Annotated in this window: 16 protein-coding genes; 3 read left to right on the forward strand and 13 right to left on the reverse strand. The window is 72.7% G+C overall.

Going from position 1 to position 19,246, the window contains the following annotated elements; translation table 11 throughout:
* Positions 1-5: 5 nt before the first annotated feature.
* From ACFXMG_RS17270 to ACFXMG_RS17280, 3 genes are all read right to left on the reverse strand, one after another.
* A complete protein-coding gene (locus ACFXMG_RS17270) occupies positions 6-548 on the reverse strand; it encodes a MaoC family dehydratase (RefSeq protein ID WP_383823786.1) in 543 nt (180 codons plus the stop codon).
* Between the two features lie 100 nt (positions 549-648).
* Positions 649-1,821, reverse strand: a complete 1,173-nt coding sequence (locus tag ACFXMG_RS17275; protein ID WP_383823783.1) for a trans-sulfuration enzyme family protein — start codon at positions 1,819-1,821, stop codon at positions 649-651.
* 141 nt (positions 1,822-1,962) lie between these two features.
* Positions 1,963-3,399: an MFS transporter gene (locus ACFXMG_RS17280; RefSeq protein WP_383823780.1), complete on the reverse strand. Its 1,437-nt coding sequence runs from the start codon at positions 3,397-3,399 to the stop codon at positions 1,963-1,965.
* 142 nt (positions 3,400-3,541) lie between these two features.
* Here ACFXMG_RS17280 and ACFXMG_RS17285 point away from each other — a divergent pair, with 142 nt between their 5' ends.
* Positions 3,542-4,222: a hypothetical protein gene (locus ACFXMG_RS17285; protein ID WP_383823777.1), complete on the forward strand. Its 681-nt coding sequence runs from the start codon at positions 3,542-3,544 to the stop codon at positions 4,220-4,222.
* A 76-nt stretch (positions 4,223-4,298) separates the two neighbouring features.
* Here ACFXMG_RS17285 and ACFXMG_RS17290 read toward each other — a convergent pair whose 3' ends face one another.
* Positions 4,299-4,589 carry a hypothetical protein gene (locus ACFXMG_RS17290; RefSeq protein WP_383823774.1) on the reverse strand — a complete coding sequence of 97 codons (291 nt, stop codon included), beginning with the start codon at positions 4,587-4,589 and terminating at the stop codon, positions 4,299-4,301.
* A gap of 29 nt (positions 4,590-4,618) precedes the next feature.
* Entirely contained in the window at positions 4,619-11,851 is a 7,233-nt protein-coding gene (locus ACFXMG_RS17295; RefSeq protein ID WP_383823771.1) for a hypothetical protein, read from the reverse strand.
* A 375-nt stretch (positions 11,852-12,226) separates the two neighbouring features.
* Here ACFXMG_RS17295 and ACFXMG_RS17300 point away from each other — a divergent pair, with 375 nt between their 5' ends.
* Together ACFXMG_RS17300 and ACFXMG_RS17305 are read left to right on the forward strand one after the other, a co-directional pair.
* Positions 12,227-12,958, forward strand: coding sequence for a hypothetical protein (locus tag ACFXMG_RS17300; RefSeq protein ID WP_383823768.1), 732 nt, complete (start codon positions 12,227-12,229; stop codon positions 12,956-12,958).
* 202 nt (positions 12,959-13,160) lie between these two features.
* A complete protein-coding gene (locus ACFXMG_RS17305; RefSeq protein ID WP_383823862.1) occupies positions 13,161-14,375 on the forward strand; it encodes a Cmx/CmrA family chloramphenicol efflux MFS transporter in 1,215 nt (404 codons plus the stop codon).
* Positions 14,376-14,420: 45 nt separating this feature from the next.
* Here the strand turns inward: ACFXMG_RS17305 and ACFXMG_RS17310 are convergent, their stop codons facing one another.
* From ACFXMG_RS17310 to ACFXMG_RS17345, 8 genes are all read right to left on the reverse strand, one after another.
* Positions 14,421-15,191: a hypothetical protein gene (locus tag ACFXMG_RS17310; RefSeq protein WP_383823766.1), complete on the reverse strand. Its 771-nt coding sequence runs from the start codon at positions 15,189-15,191 to the stop codon at positions 14,421-14,423.
* A gap of 145 nt (positions 15,192-15,336) precedes the next feature.
* Complete coding sequence (locus tag ACFXMG_RS17315; RefSeq protein WP_383823763.1) at positions 15,337-15,780, reverse strand: hypothetical protein; 444 nt, start codon at positions 15,778-15,780, stop codon at positions 15,337-15,339.
* Between the two features lie 19 nt (positions 15,781-15,799).
* Positions 15,800-16,192, reverse strand: a complete 393-nt coding sequence (locus ACFXMG_RS17320) for a glycine-rich domain-containing protein (RefSeq protein WP_383823761.1) — start codon at positions 16,190-16,192, stop codon at positions 15,800-15,802.
* 609 nt (positions 16,193-16,801) lie between these two features.
* On the reverse strand, positions 16,802-17,635 hold the full coding sequence (locus tag ACFXMG_RS17325) for a helix-turn-helix domain-containing protein (protein ID WP_383823758.1): 834 nt from the start codon (positions 17,633-17,635) through the stop codon (positions 16,802-16,804).
* Positions 17,632-18,126, reverse strand: a complete 495-nt coding sequence (locus tag ACFXMG_RS17330; protein WP_383823860.1) for a DUF6879 family protein — start codon at positions 18,124-18,126, stop codon at positions 17,632-17,634. Before ACFXMG_RS17330 ends, ACFXMG_RS17325 begins: the two co-directional genes overlap by 4 nt.
* 16 nt (positions 18,127-18,142) lie before the next feature.
* Positions 18,143-18,337: a hypothetical protein gene (locus ACFXMG_RS17335; RefSeq protein ID WP_383823756.1), complete on the reverse strand. Its 195-nt coding sequence runs from the start codon at positions 18,335-18,337 to the stop codon at positions 18,143-18,145.
* 153 nt (positions 18,338-18,490) lie between these two features.
* Positions 18,491-18,763, reverse strand: a complete 273-nt coding sequence (locus ACFXMG_RS17340; RefSeq protein ID WP_383823753.1) for a DUF4031 domain-containing protein — start codon at positions 18,761-18,763, stop codon at positions 18,491-18,493.
* Between the two features lie 76 nt (positions 18,764-18,839).
* Positions 18,840-19,196, reverse strand: a complete 357-nt coding sequence (locus tag ACFXMG_RS17345; RefSeq protein WP_383823750.1) for a hypothetical protein — start codon at positions 19,194-19,196, stop codon at positions 18,840-18,842.
* Positions 19,197-19,246: the final 50 nt, after the last annotated feature.

Consider the following 19,246-nt stretch of genomic DNA (forward strand, 5'->3'; position numbering starts at 1 on the left):
ACCCGTCAGGCGGTCATGGCCGGGACACAGACCTTGGCCCGGGCGCCCGTGCAGCCGACGGGATCCTCGGCCGCGGGCATCGACGACGGATGCGCGGCCTCGGTGTCGGCGGGGCGCCGGCGGAAGATGCTGTGCAGGACCATGCTGAACACGGCCGTCCCGTCGGCGGCCACGAGCGTGCACCGCGGCTTGACGGTGCCGGTGGCGGGATTGAACGGCGACGGGGTGGCGCCGAGGACCTCGACGCGGGCGGTCAGGACGTCGCCGGGGCGGACCGGGCGCAGGTAGCGGACCTCGTCGATGCCCGGCGAGCCCATGCAGGCGCTGTAGGCGAGCAGCCCGTCCACGTACCGGCGCATGAAGAGCGCCTGGGTGTGGAAGCCGCTCGCGATCAGGCCGCCGAACGGCGAGTCCTTCGCCCGCTCCGGGTCCGTGTGGAAGGGCTGCGGGTCGAAGCGCCTGCCGAAGTCCAGCACCTCCTCCGCGGTGACGGTGACGGTGCCCAGTTCATGGACGTCGCCGGGCCGGAAGTCCTCGAAGTAGCGCATCGGACGCCCCCCTTGACCTAGGAGTTCTACGTTTCCTGGCATCACCCAATCTACGAATCAGTCATTTATTTTGTCAACCCAAAAGAAGCCTCGACTCGCGTCAGGAGAGGGCCTGTTCGACGTCGGCCCAGAGGTCGTCGACGGCCTCGATGCCGACGGACATCCGCACCAGCCCGGGGGCGATCCCCGCCGCCGCGAGGGCGTCCGCGTCCAGCTCGCGGTGGGAGGTGGACGCCGGATGGGCCACGAGCGTCTCCACGCCGCCGAGCGAGAGCGCGAGCTTCGCGAGCCGCACCCGCTCGATGAAGGCCCGGCCCGCCTCCCGTCCCCCGGCGAGCTCGAAGGAGAGCAGCCCGCCACCGCCCCCGGACAGCACCTTCCGGGCGAGGGCGTACGAGGGGTGGTCCGGGCGCCACGGGTGGTGCACGGCCGTCACGCCGGCGCGGGAAGCGAGCCGCTCGGCGAGGTCGGCCGCGTTCGCGCAGTGCTCGCGCATCCGCAGCGGCAGCGTGGGGATGCCCCGGAGGGTGAGCCAGGCCGCGAACGGGTCGGCGCAGGCGCCCAGTTCGACCGTGCGGGGCCAGACGCGGCGGCGCAGCGCGTCGTCCGCGAAGACGGCGGCGCCGCCCAGGACGTCGGAGTGCCCGGAGAGGTACTTGGTGGTGGAGTGCACGACGATGTCGGCGCCGAGCTCCAGCGGGCGGCACAGCACGGGCGAGGCGAGCGAGTTGTCGACCAGGCTGGTCACCCCGAGGGCGCGGGCGGCGGCGAGCAGCCCGGGGAGGTCCGGGACCTGCCCGGTGGGGTTGGCGATCGTCTCCAGGACGAGGAGCCGGGTGGCCGGGTGCACGGCGGCGGCCTCCAGCTCGGCCGGGTCGTCGCCGGATATCCGGACGACCTCGATCCCGTACCGCCCGGCCAGGTCCGCCAGGACGGCGTGCGTCCCGCCGTACAGGCAGCGCTGGGCGACCACCCGGTCGCCGGGGCGCAGGAGCGCGAGCAGGACGCCGCTGATCGCGCCCATGCCGGAGGCGAAGGCGATGGCCCCCGCGCCCCGCTCCAGGCCCGCGAGGGTCTGCTCCAGGGCGCGGACGGTCGGGTTGCCGCGGCGGCTGTAGACGTACCGGCCGTCGGGCCCCGCCATCGCGTCGGCGAGCTCGGCGGCGGAGTCGAAGGCGAAGGCGGAGGACTGCACGAGGGGGACGGAGAGGGGCCAACTGCCGGTGGGGAAGGGTTCGTTGACGACGTGGACGGCGCGGGTGTTCAGTTCCATGAGGTTCCTCTGCTGGGGGTATGGCTTGGGGGTACGGCTGCTCGGGGGTACGGGAAAAGGGGCCGCCCGACGTCCGGGACGGACATCGGGCGGCCCCTTCGGGGCAGAACCGCTCTGCTGGTGGCCGGCGGCTCGGGCGGCTCAGGCCGAGACCTTCTCGCCCTGCGGGGCGGGCGCGGCGGCCTCCGCGGCCACGGCCTTGTCGCTCTTCATCACCAGGAGGGTGATGACACCGCCGACGGCGGCGATGACCGCGGCGCCGATGAAGGCGGCCGAGAAGCCCTCGGTGAGCTTGGGCAGGTTGCCGAGCTGGTCGGCGCCCTGCGACATGGCGACCGCGGTGAGGGCGGCGAGGCCGAGCGCGGAGCCGACGTTGTAGGTGGTGTTGACGATGCCGGAGGCGAGACCGGCCTGCTCCTGCGGGGCGCCGGACATCGCGGCGATCATCGCCGGGATGTAGGCGAGGGACATGCCGAGCGCGGCGACCAGCGAGGCGGGCAGGACGTCGACGAGGAAGGTGCCGGTGGGCGGGACGGCGGCGAGCCAGACCAGTCCGGCGGCGAGGAGCAGCAGACCGCCGCCGATCAGCGGCTTGGCGCCGACCTTCATCATCAGGCGGGAGGTGATGGCCGTCATGAAGATCATGAGGAGGACGGTCATCGGGAGCAGCGCGGCGCCGGAGGCGAAGGCCCCGTAGCCGAGGACCTGCTGGAGGTACAGGTTGAGGAAGTACCACATCGGGATCCACGCGGCGCCGAGCAGCGTCATCGCCAGGTTGGCCGAGCCGAGGCGCGGGACCCGCCAGACGCTGAGCGGCATGAGGGGCTCGCGGACGGACTTCTGGATCACGAAGAAGAGGACCAGGAGGGCGGCGGCGCCGGCCAGCTGGAGGACGGTGGCCGTCGAGCCCCAGCCGACCTCGGGGGCGCGGACGACGGCGAAGACGGCGAGCGCGAGACCGGCGGTGACGGCGGCGGCGCCGAGGACGTCGACGGAGCCGCGGCGGGACCCGACCTCGGGGAGGAGCTTGGTGGCGGCGAGGGTGGCCAGGCCGATCGGGATGTAGATGATGAAGACCCACTGCCAGGCGGCCCACTCGGTGAAGACGCCGCCGAGGAAGACGCCCGCGGTGCCGCCGGCCGGGGCGGCGGCGCCGTACAGCGCCATCGCCTTGCCGAGCTCCTTCGGGTCGTGCATGAAGAGCATCATCAGGAGGGTCATCGCGGAGGGCGCGATGAGCGCGCCGCCGACGCCCTGCACGGCGCGGCCGGCGATCTCGACCCAGGCGGTCTGCGCGGCGGCGGCGAGCACCGAGCCGGCGATCATGACGGCCCAGCCGGTGACGAAGATCTTCCGGGCCCCGACGAGGTCGGAGAGGCGTCCGCCGAGGAGCAGCAGGCCGCCGAAGACGATCACGTAGGCGTTGAAGACCCACTGGAGCTCGCCCTGGGAGAAGCCCAGGTCCTTCTGCATCTCGGGGAGCGCGACCCCGATGATCGAGGTGTCCATGATGACCATGAACTGGGCGGTGGCGAGCACGAGAAGTGCCCACCAGCGCCGGGGGTTGACGTTTGACATCGCACTGCCCTTCACTCGCGACTGCATACCCCTGGGGGGTACCTCGCGGAGCACCGTAGCATACCCATGGGGGGTATGTAAGACGGAGATGAGGGCGCGCTTCCGCCGGGGATCCGGCCACCCCGGCGGGCACAATGCGCCCATGACCGCAACCGAGGACACCGCGACCGAGACCAGCGACCTCCTCCGGCGCTGGAACGCCACCCTGCTCGCCGCCCGCGCCGGCCGCGGGGGCCCCGACCCCGCCCCGTACGGCCGGAACCTGCTGGCCCGCTGGGCCGAACCGCAGCGGCGCTACCACACCACCGCCCACCTGCGGGCCGTCCTCGACCGCGTCGACGAGCTCGCCGACCTGGGCGGCGAGGGCGGGGAGCTCGAACTCGTCCGCCTCGCCGCCTGGTTCCACGACGCCGTCTACCGCCCCGACCGCTCCGAGAACGAGGAGCGCTCCGCCGCCCTCGCCGAACGCGCCCTGACGGAAGCCGGGTTGACGCCCCACGAGGTCCGGGAGGTGGCCCGCCTGGTCCGCCTCACCACCACCCACGACCCCGCCCCCGGCGACCTCAACGGCGAGACCCTGTGCGACGCCGACCTGGCGATCCTGGCCAGCGACGTGGATACCTACAGGGGGTATGCGGCGGCGGTCCGGGACGAGTACGCCTTCGTCCCCGAAGACGCCTTCCGCCAAGGCCGCGCCGCCGTCCTCCACCAGCTCCTCGGCCTCCCCCGCCTCTTCCGCACCCCCTACGGCGCGGCGGTCTGGGAGGAGAAGGCCCGAGAGAACCTGGAGAAGGAACTCGCGGACCTGGCGGCGGGCTCCTGACGACACCGCCCCCCGCACGCGAAACGCCCGGCCGGGGGTCCCGGCCGGGCGTTTCTCGTCTTCCGATCAGTGCTGCTCAGTCGCCGATGAAGTACAGATAACCGCTGCGGTGGTACACGTACCGCGCCGCCGACCTGAGCTGCCTCAGGACGGGGGTGAACTCCTCCTCCGGAAGCTCCTCCATCTCGCGCAGAAGCTGGAACGCCTGCTTCGAGTTGAAGATCGTCTCCAGGTACTCGTTCACCCCCCAGCGCACGGTGGTGTCGGGCGCCAGGCAGCAGTACGTGAAGAGACTGCGCTCCTCATCGTCCTCGAACACCCCCTGGACCTCTTTGCCACGGTTCAGCACGCGTACCGCGATGCTCATCTCTCACCGACTCCTGACCGTCCGGACGACTACTTCGGATACATGGTGATCGCGTCGCCGTCGAGCGAGACGACCAGCTCCACCAGCGACGTCGGAGTCTCTCCGTCGTACCGCTTCCTGCCGATGGTCCCCAGACCGGGGTCGAAGACGCAGACCCGATAGCGCGTCTGCGAGCCCTGTGTCCAGTTCGTGCACTTCTGCTCCGCCAGCTTGAAGATCTTCTCCAGCATGGAGTCCGAGGTGTTGGCCTTCCAGATGCCCTTGCCCGGCTCGACCCTGGAACCGCCGTCGAAGTGGACGTCGCGGATGCCGTTGACGAAGTGCCCGGTGAACTCGACCGCCCGGCACAGGCCGTCGAGCTTCCAGTCGCCCTTGTCCTCCGGCTGCTGGCTCGGCGGGACGTAGTCCTCGGGCCAGCCGTAGTCCGTGGCGGGCGTGGACGCGCCGTCGTCCCAGTCGTCGGGCCAGCCGTAGTCGTTGCTGGAGCTCGCCCCTCCGGAGGAGCTGAACGACGCCGTCTCGAACGACCACGCGCTGTACGAGGCGGTGCCCGACGACCGGCGCTTCGGGTCGGGAACCAGACAGGAAGGAAGGCTCCTGGCCTTCTTCATCAGGTAGTTGTACTTGTCGAGGAGCTTCTTCGCGAGCTTCGACGACTCGAAGAACCCGTTGATCGCCTTGCCGATGGAGATCAGCGCCCTGGCCACCGCCGGGATCTTCGTGACCGGGACGAGGTACCCCGCCACGTCGATCAGCGCCCAGACGCACGCCTCGAAGTCCCAGGTGGACAGGCACTCCTTGATGTTGTCCAGACCGAACAGCTCGATCAGGATCGCGCCGCCGTTGGCCCGGACCCACGCCTCGACGTCACCGGACGCCAGGTCCCTGGCGTCCTTGTACTCGTCGACGCACTTCTGGCCGCAGAGCTGCCGCAGCAGCTCCTCGTCGTCGCCGCTGAGCGGACCGCCGCTGTACAGGGAACCGGCCTCGACGTGCCGGGCCCGCTCCTCCTCCAGCCGCTTGCGCTCCGCCTCCTCCGCGCGGGTGGCGGCCGCGTCGGCCTCCTCCGCGAGGTTCTGGGCGTTCGACGCCGAGGTCTCCGCCGCGTCGGCGTCGGCCTCGGCCTGGGTGGCGACGTCCCGCGCGTCCGCCGCGTCGTTCTCGGCGGTCGTGGCCGCCGCACGGGCACCGGCGGCGTCCTTCTCGGCCTCGGTCGCGGCCGCGTCCGCCGCGGCGGCGTCCGCCAGGGCGTCGTTGGCCGCGAACGTCGCGTGCATGGCGTCGTTGCCGGCCTGCATGGCCCACACGTCGGCCCGTTCGGCCGCCGCCTGCGCCGCCTTGGCCGCCTTGGCCGCCTCGGCCGCGGCGGCCTGGGCACGCTTCACCGCCTTGGCCGCGCGCTCCGCGTCGGCCGCCGCGGCGGCTGCCGCCTGGGCCGCCAGCTTGTCGTCGGCCGCGGCCTGGTCGGCGAGGCGCTTGGCCTCCGCCGCCATCGCCGCCGCCTGGACGGCCTTGGCCTCCGCGGCCTTGGCCTGCTGCTCCGAGAGGGTCAGCGCGTTCTGGCCGGTCAGCACCGCGAACGCCGCCGACGCGTCGGTCTCCTGGTACGGAGTGCCGAGGGCGACGGCCTCCTTCGCGGGCTTCACGGCCTGCGTCGCGGTGTCCCGCGCCGCGCTCGCCGCCTGGGCGGTGGCGTACGCGTAGCCGGCGGCCTTCGCCGCCCACTGCGCGGTCTTCAGCGCCTCGCTGTGCGCCGCGGCCGCCTCCTTCTTGGCGGTGGCGGCTGCGGCCGACGCCTTGGCGGACTCCGCCTCGGCGTTCCGCGCGTTCTGCGCGGCCGCCTGGGAGGCGTCGATCGCGGTGGCCGCGGCCGCGTGGGCCGCCGCCGCCGAACCGGCCGCGGTGTAGTACGCCGACCAGGCACCGTCGGCGGCCGCCCCGGCCCTGCGGGCGGCGCCGTTGGCCCGGGTCGCCGCCGCGCGGGAGTTGACCGAGGCGGTGGTGGCCTCGTCGGCCGCTGCGCGCGCGTTGACGGCCGCGGTGGTCGCCGTGGTCGCGGCCGCGCGGGCGTCGTCCGCCGCCGCGCGGGTCTCCGCCGCCGCGTCGGTGCCGACGGCGGCCTGGGCGGCCGCCTCGGTCGCCGCGGCCCTGGACTCGGCCGCCTTCTGCTCACGCTCGGCGACGACCGCGCGGTCGCGCGCGAGCCTCGCCTCCTGCTCGGCCTCCGCCGCGTCGTCCCGCTTGGACGCGGCCGTGGCGCCGGAGCTCCTGGCCGAGGTGGCGGCGGTGCTCGCCTTGCCCTGCTCCTGGACCGCACGGGCCTCGGCCGCGGATGCCTTGTCCCGCTCGGTCTCGGCCGTGGCCCGCTCGGCGGCGGCGACGGCGCGCTCCAGCTCGGCCTCGGCGCGCTTGGCCTGCGCCGTGCCGGCCGCGGTCTTGGCCTCCTGCTCCTCGCGCTCGGCGGTGGCCTGCGCCTCCTTGGCGATCTTGAGGTTGGCCTCGGCCTCGGCCGCCTCCCGGTCGGCGCTGTCCGCGGCGGCCTTCGCCTGCGCGGCGGCCTCCTGGGCGGCGATCCGGTGGAACTCGGTCTTCAGCGCGTGGGACTCGGTGTTCGCCAGCGCCAGCAGCGTCTGCGAGGTCGAGACCGTGGCCTTCGCCGCGTTGAACGCCGTCTCCGTCGCCTTGGCGGCGGCGGTGGCGGCGGCGCCCGAGGCACGGGCGACCTGCACCGACTGCTGGGCGTACATCAGGCCCCGGCCGCGCGGCACCTCGGTCGCGTCGGCGATGGCCCAGGCGTCCGCCTGCGCCGCGACCGCCCGCTGGGCGGCGGCGTTCGCCGCGGTGGACTGCTCCTTGGCGACGGCGACGAGCGCCTGGATCCGGCCGCGGGCCTTCGCCAGGTCCGTGTTGGCCCGGTCGAACAGCGCCTTCTTCGGCTTCAGGATGTGCTTCGGGTCGCGCTCCAGCTCGTCGTGCCAGTACTTCTGCCAGCGCAGGATCTGGTCGGCGAGCCACGCCTGCCCGATCGCCTCCACCATGCTGTCGGCGGCGGCACGGGTCGCGGCGGCGGCGTCCGCCTCCGCGCGCATGATGAGCGCGCGCGGCGCGGCCTGGCCGGCGTACTCCGCCTCCCACTCGAACGCGGCCTGCGAGGCGGCCTCGGACAGGGCGTTGCGCGGGTCGACCGGCTCGGCGTGGTCGCACGCGGCCCACGCCTGCTTGAGGTTCTCGACCTCGATGCGGAACTCGGGCGTCCCCGCGACGACCTTCTCGCCGAGGAAGCCGCCGTGCTTGAGGTAGGACGCGATGTCCGTGGCGGTGGTGCCGCCGGAGAAGCGGGTGTTGGACACGTTGGCGTCCCGCAGCATCACGTCCGCCGCGAAGTCGTGCCAGGTGTCCTTGCCGCGGTTCTGCTCGGTGATCTGCCGGGCCCGGGCCAGCGCCTCTGCGCTCGGGTTGGTGTGGTCGTCCCAGCCGAGCCGCTCGGACACCTTCGCCTGCGCGGAGAGGGTGAAGCCGAGGATGTCGGCGCCGAACTCGGGCGCGTGGAGCGTGATGCCCTCGTCGAACGAGCTCATCGCGTACGGCCGGTTGGCGTCCTCCAGGACGGACTCGCGGGCCGCGACGGCGTCCATGTACGCGAAGCCGGCGTCCCGGTCCTGGTCGCGGGCCTGCCCCAGGGGCATGAACCCGATCCAGCCGACGTCGCCGATGACGGCGTCCAGCTGGGCGTCGGTGCCGCTCAGGCCCTCGATGGCCTTGGCCTTCATCTTGGCGCCGCCCGCGTGCAGGGCGACACCGGCGAGGCACCGGTTGAGGCGCGGCGTGGAGCGGACGTCCTTGATGACGGCCGTCAGCTCGTGCAGCCGGCGCAGGGCGTTGTCGGCGTCGACGAAGATCCGCCGGACGCCGGTGGAGACCTGCTCGACCGCCGTCGCGAGCGCGGGCACCCGGCCCACGATCGCGGCGTGCGCCGCGACGTCGACGAGGTCCCAGAGGCAGTCCTCGACGTCGGAGGTCGCCAGACACTGCTTGACCTGGGCCGCGTCGAGCTGGTCGAAGAGGATCTGCCCGCCGTTGTCCGTCGTCCAGCGGACGATGTCCACGGACACGGCCGCGAGCCCGGCGCGGTAGTCGTCGACACAGGTCTGGCCGCAGGCGTCGAGGAGGATCTTCTCCTCCCGCTCACCGAGCGCGGGCCAGTTGTCCGCGCCGCCCTCGATGGGGGTGACGCCCTCGGCGAGCGCCTCCTTGTGCGCGGCCTCGTTCTTCGCCCGCTGCTCCTCCTCGGCCTTCTTCGCGGCCTCCTCGGCGGCGGTGGAGTCGCCGGTGGCGTCGGACGCCTTGGACTCGGCGTCCTTGGCGTCCTGTTCGGCCTCGGCGGCCTTGCGCGCGGCGGCCTCGGCGGCCTCCGTGGAGCGTCCGGCCTTCTCGTTCGCCTCGGCGGCGTGCCGCTCGGCGTCGGTCGCCTCGCGGTCGGCCTCGGTGGCCTCGCTCGCGACCTCGTCCGCGGTGTTACGGGCGCTGAGCGCGTCGTTCCCGGCCTGCTGGGCGTGGGTCGACGCGGTCTCGGCGGCGGTCTTCGCCCCGGCCTGCGCGGCGGACGCCTGGGCGGCGGACGCCTGGGCGCGGGTGACGGCCTCGACGGCGCGGACCGAGTCGGCGGCGGCGCGGGAGGCGGCCTCGGCGGCGGCCTTCGCGTCGCCCTGGGCCTGGGCGGCGGCGGCCTCGGCGTCGGCCGCGGCCTGGGCGGCCTCGGTCGCCTTGGCCTCCGCGGCGGCGGCCTGCTGCTCGGCGATCGTCTTCGACGACTGGCCGACCAGGACCGCGAACGCGGCGGACGAGTCCTTCTCCTGGTACGGGCTGCCCGCGGCGATGGCCTCGTCGGAGGCGGCGGTGGCCGCCTTGGCGCTGTCGCGGGCGGCGAGCGCGGCCTGGCCGGCGGCGTAGGCGCGGCCGACGACGGTCGCGGCGGACTTCACCGCGTCGTCGGCTCCGGTCTGCGCGGCGGCGGCCTCCTCCTTCGCCTTGGCGGCGAGCTCGGTGGCGTTCTCCGACGCGGTGGCCGCGTTGTCCGCGCGGATCGCCGCGTCCTGCGACGCGTCGAGGGCGGTGGCGGCGGCGGCGTGCGCGGACGAGGCCGCGCCGACCGAGGAGTAGTACGCCTCCCACGCCTTGCTCGCGTTGGCCTCGGCGCGCTCGGCGGCGCCCTCGGCGGTGGTGGCGGCGGACCGGGCGGACACCGCGGCGGCGGTGGCCTGGTCGGCGGCGGTCTGCGCGGCGGTCGCGGCCTCGGCGGCCTGGGTGGCGGCCGTGCGGGCGGCGGTGGCAGCGGCGCGGGTCTCGGCCGCGGTGGCCTTGCCCTCGGCGGCGGCGGCCGCGGCCTCCAGTGCGGCGGCGCGGGCCGCGGTGGCCTGCTTCGCCTGGAGGGCGGCGACGGCCTTCTCGCGCGCGGCCTGGGCGGCCTGCGCCTTCTCGCCGGCGGTCTTCCGCTTCGCCTTCGCGTCGGTGGACGCCGTGCCGGCGGCCGTGTCGGCGCTCTGCGCGGCGGTCTTCTGCGTCCCCGCGCGGCCCTCGGCCTCGGCGGCCTTGGCCCGCTCGGTCGCGGCCTTGGCGCGGGCGGCGACGGCGGTGGCCTTCTCGGCCTGCGCCTTCGCCCGCTCGGACGCGGCGGTCGCGGCGGCCGACTGGGCCTTGTCCCGCTTCTGCTCGGCCGTCGTACGGGCCGACTCGGCGGTCTCGGCGGCCGTGGCGGCGGCAGCGGCGTTGGCCACGGCGCTGTCGGCGGCGGCCTTCGCCTGGGACGCGGCCTCCTCGGCGGCGACCCGGCGGAACTCGGTGTTGAGCGCGTGGGACTCGGTCTGCGCCTTCGCGAGCAGGGCGTCCGCGTCGGCGACGGTGGCGTTCGCGGCCGACCGGGCGGTCTCGGTCGCCTTGGCGGCGGCCTGGGCCGCCGCGGCGGAGGCGCGGGTGACCTGCACCGACTGCTGCGCGTACATCAGGCCCCGGCCCCGGGGCACCTGGGCGGCGTCGGCGACGGCCCAGGCTTCCTGCTGGGCGGTCGCGGCCCGCTGCACCGCGGCCGCGGCGGAGGCGGCGTGGGTGTTCGCGGAGGCGGCGCGGGCGGCGGCCTCGGTGCGGGCGGCGGCGAGGTCGGCCGTGGCCTTGTCGTAGAACGCCTGGTCGGGCTTCTCGAAGATGGTGTCGGGGTCGTTGGCGAGGACGTCCTGCCAGTGCTTGCGCCAGATCAGGATCTGCTCGGCGATCCACGCCTGGCGGATCGCCTCGATCATGTCCTCGGTGGCCAGCCGGGTCGCCTCGGCGGCGTCGGCCTCCGCCTGGATGATCGTGGCGCGCTGGGACGCCTGGCCGGCGTACTCCAGCTCCCACTCGACCATGGCGGTCATCAGGGGCGCGTTGAGCATGCGGCGGGGGTCGATCGGGTTCTGGTGGTCGCAGGCGGCCCACGCCTGCTTCAGGTCCTCGACCTCGACCCGGTACTCGGGCGAGTCCTTGACGGGCTCCGCCGAGGCGTAGCCGCCGCGCCGCAGGTAGGAGGCGATGTCGCTGGAGGTCGTACCCCGCGCCCACTCCCAGGCGATGTCGTCGAGCATGACGTCGGCGGCGAAGTCGTGCCAGCTGTCCTTGCCGCGGTTCTCCTCGACGAGGGCGCGGACCTTGGCCACCGCCTCCTCGCCGGCCTTGCTGTCGCCGTCGTAGCCGAGCGGCACGGCGAGCTGGACCTGCGCGAGCGCGGTGAAGTAGCTGACGTCCGCGCCGAACTCCGGCGCGTGCCACTCCATCGCGTCGTTGTCCCAGGCGGACTCGCGGTACGGCTTGTTCGCCGTGTTGAGGGCCTCGGTGCGCGCGGCGAAGGCGTCGATGTCGGCGGAGGCGCTCTCTCCGTCGGCGTCCTTGGCCTGGCCGAGCGGGCCGTAGCCGATCCACCCGATGTCGCCGACGGTCGTGCGGAGTTGCTCGTCGCTGCCGGTGAGCCCCTCGATCGCCTTGGCCTTCAGCTGAGGGCCGCCGACGTGCAGTGCCACGCCGGTGAGACAGCGGTCGAGCCGGCGCTGCTCGCCGACGCTGTTGCGGTAGAGGCCGGTGTCTTCCTCCGGCACGGTGTCGGCCAGGGCGGGTGCGCCCTGGATGACTCCGGCGAGGACGGCGGTCGCCGTGGCGAGTGCCGTGACCCCGGTGGCCCGTGCGAGGGCCCTTCGGATGCGACGCCGGCGCCTGCCGACGTCCCTGAACAAGGACATGTGTGCCTGACAATCTGTCTCGATCGCGAGGCAGCAGTGCTCATGGGCATGCCAAAGGAGCGGCTGGCCCCCACCCCTGAACTCCGCTGCCGCTTACGCCGCGACGATGTCACGCGGCACTCCCCAGGTGAAGATCAAATAATCTTCGCCTAGAGGTACGCGGAACCCCAGAAGGGGACAAAGCGAGCCCGTTCTTGATCATGTTGTTACTGGACGTAAACCGACACGCCCGCCAGGGAACAAAAAGGGCGAACCAGCGAAATGGACAGGCCCGCGCACCGACGCCAAAACGTGACGGTGCGGATCGACGGCCACCAGTAAGATCATTTCGCCTGTGATCCGCACGCGAGTGAACACCGGGAAAGAACAAAGAACATGAGACTGCGCAGCGCCCTTTCGATCGCCGCCGTAATACCGGCGCTGTTCCTCGCCTCCGCGTGCAGCGGCGAATCCGGGAAATCCGAGGAAAAGCCGCAGAAGGCCGCGGAAAAGACCGCGGAAAGCGCCGCGGAGAGCGCCGCCGACAAGGAGGCCGCCGAGGCGAAGCGCCTCGGCACGCTGGACACGCCCGCCCTGGAGAAGGCGATCGTCACCGGCCGCGCCGCCGGATTCGACGCCAAGAGGATCGCCAAGGCCGAGGTCGAGGCCGGCCGCGACATGGAGGCCGACCGGAAGAAGTGCCAGCCGCTGGCCAGCCTCATCGGCGGCTTCACCCACATCGCCCCGGTCGCCACCGCCCACCGCTCCCTCCAGGCCGCCGAGGCCGCGAACGCCACCGTCGGCTCCATGTGGCTCGCCTCCCACTCGGACGAGAACGCCACCCGCGTCATGAACGAGCTCCGCGACGCCGTCCCCGCCTGCCCCAAGGGCTTCAAGACCCTCGGCCTCACCTACGGCAAGGTCGACCCCCTGCCCGCCCCGAAGCTGGGCGACGAGGCCGTCGCGTACCGGGTCACCGGCGACATCGGCAAGCAGAAGGTCCCCATGACGTACACCGTCGTCCGCAGCGGCAACGTCATCGCGGCGTTCTACGGCGTCAACATGCTGGACGCGGAGAAGGCGGCGATCCCGGAGGCGTTCGTACGGGCGCAGCTCGACAGGCTCTGACGAAGGGGGACGGGGATCGGGGATCGGGGAGCAGGCTCCCGTCTCGTCTCGCATCGCGAGAAGAACCGGAAACTCCGGAAGCTCCGGAATGACAGGGACGAATCCCCGGTTGACGCATGTCATGCCGTCTCCCTCCGCCGACCCCACGCCGCCCTCCCCCGCCCCGTCCCCCTCCGCCCCGTCACCCTCCGCCACCACCCGGATGCCCCTGGCCGTCTACATCCTGGGCCTCTCCGTCTTCGCGCTCGGCACGAGCGAGTTCATGCTCTCCGGCCTCCTGCCGCCCATCGCGGAGGACATGGACGTCTCCATCCCGCAGGCCGGGCTCCTGATCTCGGCCTTCGCGATCGGCATGGTCGTCGGCGCCCCGCTGCTCGCGGTGGCGGCCCTGCGTCTCCCCCGCAAGACCACACTGATCTCCCTGATCACCGTCTTCGGCCTCGGGCAGATAGCCGGCGCGCTCGCCCCGACCTACGGGATCCTCTTCGCCTCCCGCGTGATCAGCGCGCTCGCCTGCGCCGGGTTCTGGGCGGTCGGGGCGGCGGTGGCCATCGCGATGGTCCCGCAGAGCAGCCGTGCCCGGGCGATGGCCGTCATGATCGGCGGCCTCTCCATCGCCAACGTCCTCGGCGTCCCCGCCGGCGCCTTCCTCGGCGAGCACCTCGGCTGGCGCTCCGCCTTCTGGGCCGTCGGCGCCGCCTCCGCCATCGCCCTGGTCGGCGTGGTCACCCGCATCCCGCACATCCCGCTCCCGGAGACGAAGCCCCGCCTCAAGCGCGAGCTGAAGATCTACGGCGACCGCCAGGTCCTCCTCTCGATCGTGATCACCGCCCTGGCCGCGGGCGGCGTCTTCTGCGCCTTCTCGTACCTGGCTCCGCTGCTCACCGACGTCTCGGGCCTGGACAAGGGCTGGGTGTCGGGCGTCCTCGCGCTCTTCGGCATCGGCGCCCTGATCGGCACGACGATCGGCGGCCGGGTCGCCGACGCCCACCTCTTCGGCGTCCTGCTCACCGGCATCACGGCCTCCACGGTCTTCCTCGTAGCCCTGGCCCTTCTCTCCTCCAGCCCGGTAGCCACGATCACCCTCACCTTCCTCCTCGGCGTCTCCGCCTTCTACACGGCCCCCGCCCTCAACGCCCGCATGTTCAACGTCGCCGGCGCCGCCCCCACCCTCGCCGGCGCCACCACCACCGCCGCCTTCAACCTCGGCAACACCGGCGGCCCCTGGCTAGGCGGCACCGTCATCGACGCCGACCTCGGCTACGCCTCCCCCGCCTGGGCCGGCGCCACCATGACCCTCCTGGCCCTCGCCACAGCCGCCCTCTCCCTCCGCCTGACCCGCCCGAAAAAGTCCCACGTGGTGATGGGCGCCCAGGCCGCACCGGCGGAACAGGAACTGTCCGACCGCACGCACTGACCCGGCTACGGAGAAACCTCGTCACTCGGCAGGCCCCAGTGGTGGTCACCGGATGAGGAGGCCGACGAGCGCGGCGGCCTTGGGGCGAGCCTCCGGTGCTGGGGAGAGGCACGCGGTGATCACGGCCTCGAACTCCGGAAACCGCCAGGGGCGGACCTCCGGGAGGGGTACGCAGGCGGCTTCGGCGATCGCGGCCAGTTTCGCCGTACGGGCGTCCCCGTCCTCGTAGGCGACGGGGCGCCGTCCGCTCCAGCACCAGTACAGCGACGCGCCCAGCCCCCAGACGTCCGCCGCCGGAGTGGCCCGGACGTGGGTGTCGCCGGTGGTAGTGAGGAGGGCCTCCGCGATCTCGGGGGCGGTGGTGTGGGTGAGGGCGCCCCGGTAGGGCAGCCGCGGGCCGTCGCCGGGGCCACAGGCGAGCGCGTAGTCGATGACCGCCACCCGCCCGTCGGCCGCGACCAGGGTGTTGGTCGGCTGGACGTCCGCGTGGGCCCACCCGGCCACGTGCATCCGCGCCAGGCACCCGGCCCACGTCCGGGCGACGCCGAGAAGCCACGTCCGCGCACCCGGCCCTTCCCCGGCCCGCGCCGGAGCGAACGCCTCCCACACCGGTCGGCCCTCGACCCACCGCACCGCGAGCCACCTGCCGCCCTCCCACGTGCCCGCGTCCACCCGATACCCAGGACACAGCGCACCCGCGCCGACGAGCCGTACGAGGTGACCGTCCTCCTGCGCCAGCTCCGCCGCCTTGTCCCGCGCCATGTCCCCGCCGGGGTCGTTCGCCTTCAGCGCGACGGCTCCCCAGGGACCGTGCACCTTCCACGCCCGCGAACCACGCCGGTCACTCAGGAGCCGGGCCGTCAGGGGCTCACCTACACGTTCCCTGAGCCGGTCGACGGCTTCGCCGGGGGGAGGAATCGCTTCGCCCATACGTCTCTCTCCCGCCAGTCGGTGCACCGCGTCACCTGCTGTCCGTCTGCCATGCCGGATACCGGGTGGGTTTCGCCGCCACCATCTCCGGGGTGGTTCCTTCGACGGTCAATTCCCCGGTCCAGAGTTCGTACCGGTTGCAGTACGCACCGCCGAAGTCGACCCGCCTCCCACCGGGCGCCAGCTTCCACCCCGTCTCCTCCCAGCGGGCGAGCAGGTCACCGCAGAGGAAGGCCCGGTGGGCTTGCAGCATGATCCATCTGCCTTTCTCGATCTCGGTGGCGGTTTCCTTGTTCATGCGGGCCGCCATCTGCCACAACCAGGACGCGTCCGCGCCCGGCGTCAGCGCGCCGACGATGCCGACCTCCCCCAGGCGCCGCCGGTCGAGGTGGTGGGTGGCGTAGCCGATGACGGTCCCGAAGAGCGGAAAGACGCAGGTCCGGGTGCGGCCTTCCGCGCCCTGGGCGTGGTGCATGGTGTCGGCTCCGAGGGCGTCAGCAGCAGGGGCCGTCGGAGCAGCAGGCCGGTTCGTTGCAGTCGGCGGCGAGGCCCCAGAGGGAGGGGTCGACGGTGAACCCGGCGTCGCGGATGGCGTCCGTGACGGCGTACATCAGGCCCACGGTGCGGGTCTTGGAGTTCGGGGCGTGGTGCAGGTAGCGGCCGAAGTGCTCCTGGCACCAGGCGGAGTACTCCTGGCTGTGCAGCATGAACGCGTGCCAGGCGGGATCCACGGCCTTGCTGGGCGCCATGACATGGTCCTGCCCGGTGGTGCCCGCCACGTAGAGGAAGGCGAGGGCCTCGTCCGTGATCCTGCGGGCCGTCTCCGCGTCGAGGCGGTACTCGTCGGCGCAGAACGCCGTCAGGCAGTCGAACAGTTCGGGGGACACGAGGTCCCCGCCACGCCGGAGAGCCGGCGGCCTTTCAGGTGCGACCGTCATCGGAAGTCCTTCCATGAGAGTGACCGGCTCGCAGGGGCGGAGCCGTGGGGAGCGGGGCGGTGCCCTCGCTCGACGGGTTGGCGTAGCCGCAGCGGGTGCAGGCGTAGCGGCCGTGCACGCCGAGGGTCCTGCGACCGCAGCGGTGGCAGTGGTGGGTGGTGATCGCGCTGAGCGGCGGGTGACCGTGTCCGGGGGTGCCGGCCACCCCCTACCGCCGTTCCCGGGTGCCGGGAGCGTCGTGCGCCGAGGACGACGCGCGTACGAGCACTCGGCCGTCATGCCCTCCGACGCGTCCGTACGCGTCCCGGACGAGCTTCCCGACGTCCGCCGTGGTGATCACGACGGCCTCGGGCACCTAACGCCCGCGTGCCGGTAGACGACGTTCGCGAGGCACCCGGCGTCGGTGCCGGACACGAACCCGCGCCGTACCCGCTCGCCCCGCCCGATCGGCTGCCCGCACCGCCGACACCTGTGCCCCGACGGGGCGTGTGTGCCGTACTCGTCCGTGATGTCATCGGTCGCCATGCCGTCCAGAGTCGTCCCGAGGACGACGGCGATCTAGAGGCTTTCCCGTTGCCGCAAGAGTTCGTCCCGGATGCCTTCGAGCAGACCGGTCGACTCCGCACCGGTTACGGCGTCTTCGGCGAAGTCGTCGAACTTCGCCACGTACACGGCCACGTCCCGAGGGTCGGTCACGACCACCTCCGCGTGCACGGTCTCGACGGTCACGGCCCGGTCGTCCCTGACGACGAACGCGTGGTTCGGGATGTCACGCTTGGGCCCCACGAGGGGGACCACGCGGAGATCCATGTTCGGGAGTCGGGTGACGGAGATCAGCTTGTCGAGCTGGCCGACCATGACCATGGGCGGGACGATGAGCCATCGCAGCACCGGTTCCGTGATGACGAACCGGAACGTCTTGGCCTCGTCGTAGAGCACGGCTTGCCTTTCGAGCCGCGCCGCCACGGTGCGCCGTACGGTCTCCTCGGTCAGGTCGTCGTGACGGGACAGGATCGCGCGCGCGTACTCGGGGGTCTGGAGGAGGCCGGGGACGAGTGCCGGCTGGAACACTCGCAGAAGGCTCGTCCGGGCCTCGATGGCCCTCAGCCGCTCCTGTGCCTTGTGGAGCCCCGCGCGCTGGATCAGTCGCCAGGCCGTGGCCTCTGTGGCCACGGCGCGGGCCGCGTCCATGTACTCGGCCTTGACCGCCTCCGACACTTCGAGGGCGGTGAGGATGCGATCCACATCGTCGGCGCTCGGAGACAGCTTCCCCGTCTCGATCTTGCTCAGCTTGCTGGGAGACATGACAGCGCTGCGGGCAACGGCTTTGGCTTCCTTCCCGGAAGTGACCCGCAAGGCCCGCAGCGCGACGCCAAGCTCTGAACGGTTCATTCGGCGTGCTGGGTCCACCAGTCGGCGAACGGCACGGCGTGGGTCAGGGCCGTATCCCTGTACGCCTTGTACGCGGGCCCGTCGGCGTCCGGCAGTACCTCGGCGCCGCCGAACCTGCCGTCCTCCGTGTAGCGCATGGGCACGGCGGTGACGGAGTCGAAGAGCCAGAAGTCCCCCGCGTTCTCCAGAGGGTTGGCCTGATCCGTGACGTCGAGGATGAAGAACTCCTCCCCAGCCGTCGCGTTCGTGACGTACCCCCACCCGAGCTCGAACCTCAGGTAGGGGGTGAGGGGGCGGCGGAGGACGTGGACGCGGTAGACCCTGCGCCCCGAGCGGGTCCATGCCCCGACCTCGTCGAGCCAGTCGGCGTTGTAGTCGTCCGGCATCGGCTCGCCGTCGAGAAACCGCCGGTAGGCGTCGACGCTGCCGGAGCGGCTGTAGTCGTCCAGCGTCTCCAGCCGGAATGCCTCCCGGCGGAAGCCGTCGAACATGTCGCCCAGGGAGAGGTCAGGCACGTGCGGTGTCTCCGAACGCCTGCCGGATCAGTTCCATGGGGATCTCTACGAGCGTTTCGTGATCGGGAAGGGTGAGCCCGTGGTCGGTCGGGGTCTCCCCTTGTACGAGGATCGTGCCCCGGTCGGTCTGATAGATGGTGGGGCAGTCCCGCTTGTCACAGCTCTTCGCCAGCATGGTCACCTTCACGACGCTCCCCTTCCCGTAGGTGTCTCCGATGGTTGCGGGCGGGGTGGGGCGGCGGCAAGAGGTTCCGGTTTCCAGAACGGGAAAGCCCCCGCCGCACGGTCTGGCCGCCAGGCAGACCTCGCCTCGGGTCCGGCCCTCCTCCGGGAGGCCGCCCTATCCCCCCGCCGGGCGGTTCTTCGGGCGGCGGAGGCCGGCTGTTGTGAGGCGGTGGAGGAGTTCTTTGGAGCCGACCGGGACGGCGCCGGCATCGATCGCGGACTTGTAGTGGTCGGAGGGGATGTCGTAGTGGTCGCGTTCGAAGCCTCTTGGGGGGACGCCCAGGGCCGCGGCGAAGGTGTGGAGTTCTTCGAAGGAGGTGTCGCTGACCAGGTGGGACCACATGCGGCCGTGGCCGGGCCAGGTCGGGGGGTCGATGTAGAGGGTCATCGTCGGCCGCCGGGGGCCCGCGTCGTCGTGGGGGTGTGGACGCGTCCTCGTGCCGCGGGCATCCCCTCTCCGGCTCTCACGTCAGCCCGCCCACCCTCGCCACCACGACCCCCTGCTTGCCGCAGACCCAGTGCGGGTCCGGGCCCAGTTCGGGTTCCACGTCCAGGGCGTGGGGGTCGCCGGAGGCGCAGACGGGGCAGAGGGGCCAGCGGCCGTAGGCTTCGAGGAGGGCGTCCTGGACGTCCTGGGCGACCAGGCCGGCCACGTACTCCGCCCCCTGGGGCCACTGCTCGACCCACCAGCGGCGGTGCGTCACCGCGTCCTCCACCATCGACACGACCTGGGCGGCGGCCACGTCACGGGCCGCGAGGTCGGCCAGCACCAGTGCGCGAGCGGCGTGCAGCGCCTGCTCCACGGGGTCGATGTCGTCCATGGGGTCATTGTCCCCCGTCGCCTCCCGAAGGACGAAGGTCCCCTTCTTAT

Source organism: Streptomyces sp. NPDC059201 (assembly GCF_042754585.1).
Lineage (GTDB): Bacteria > Actinomycetota > Actinomycetes > Streptomycetales > Streptomycetaceae > Streptomyces.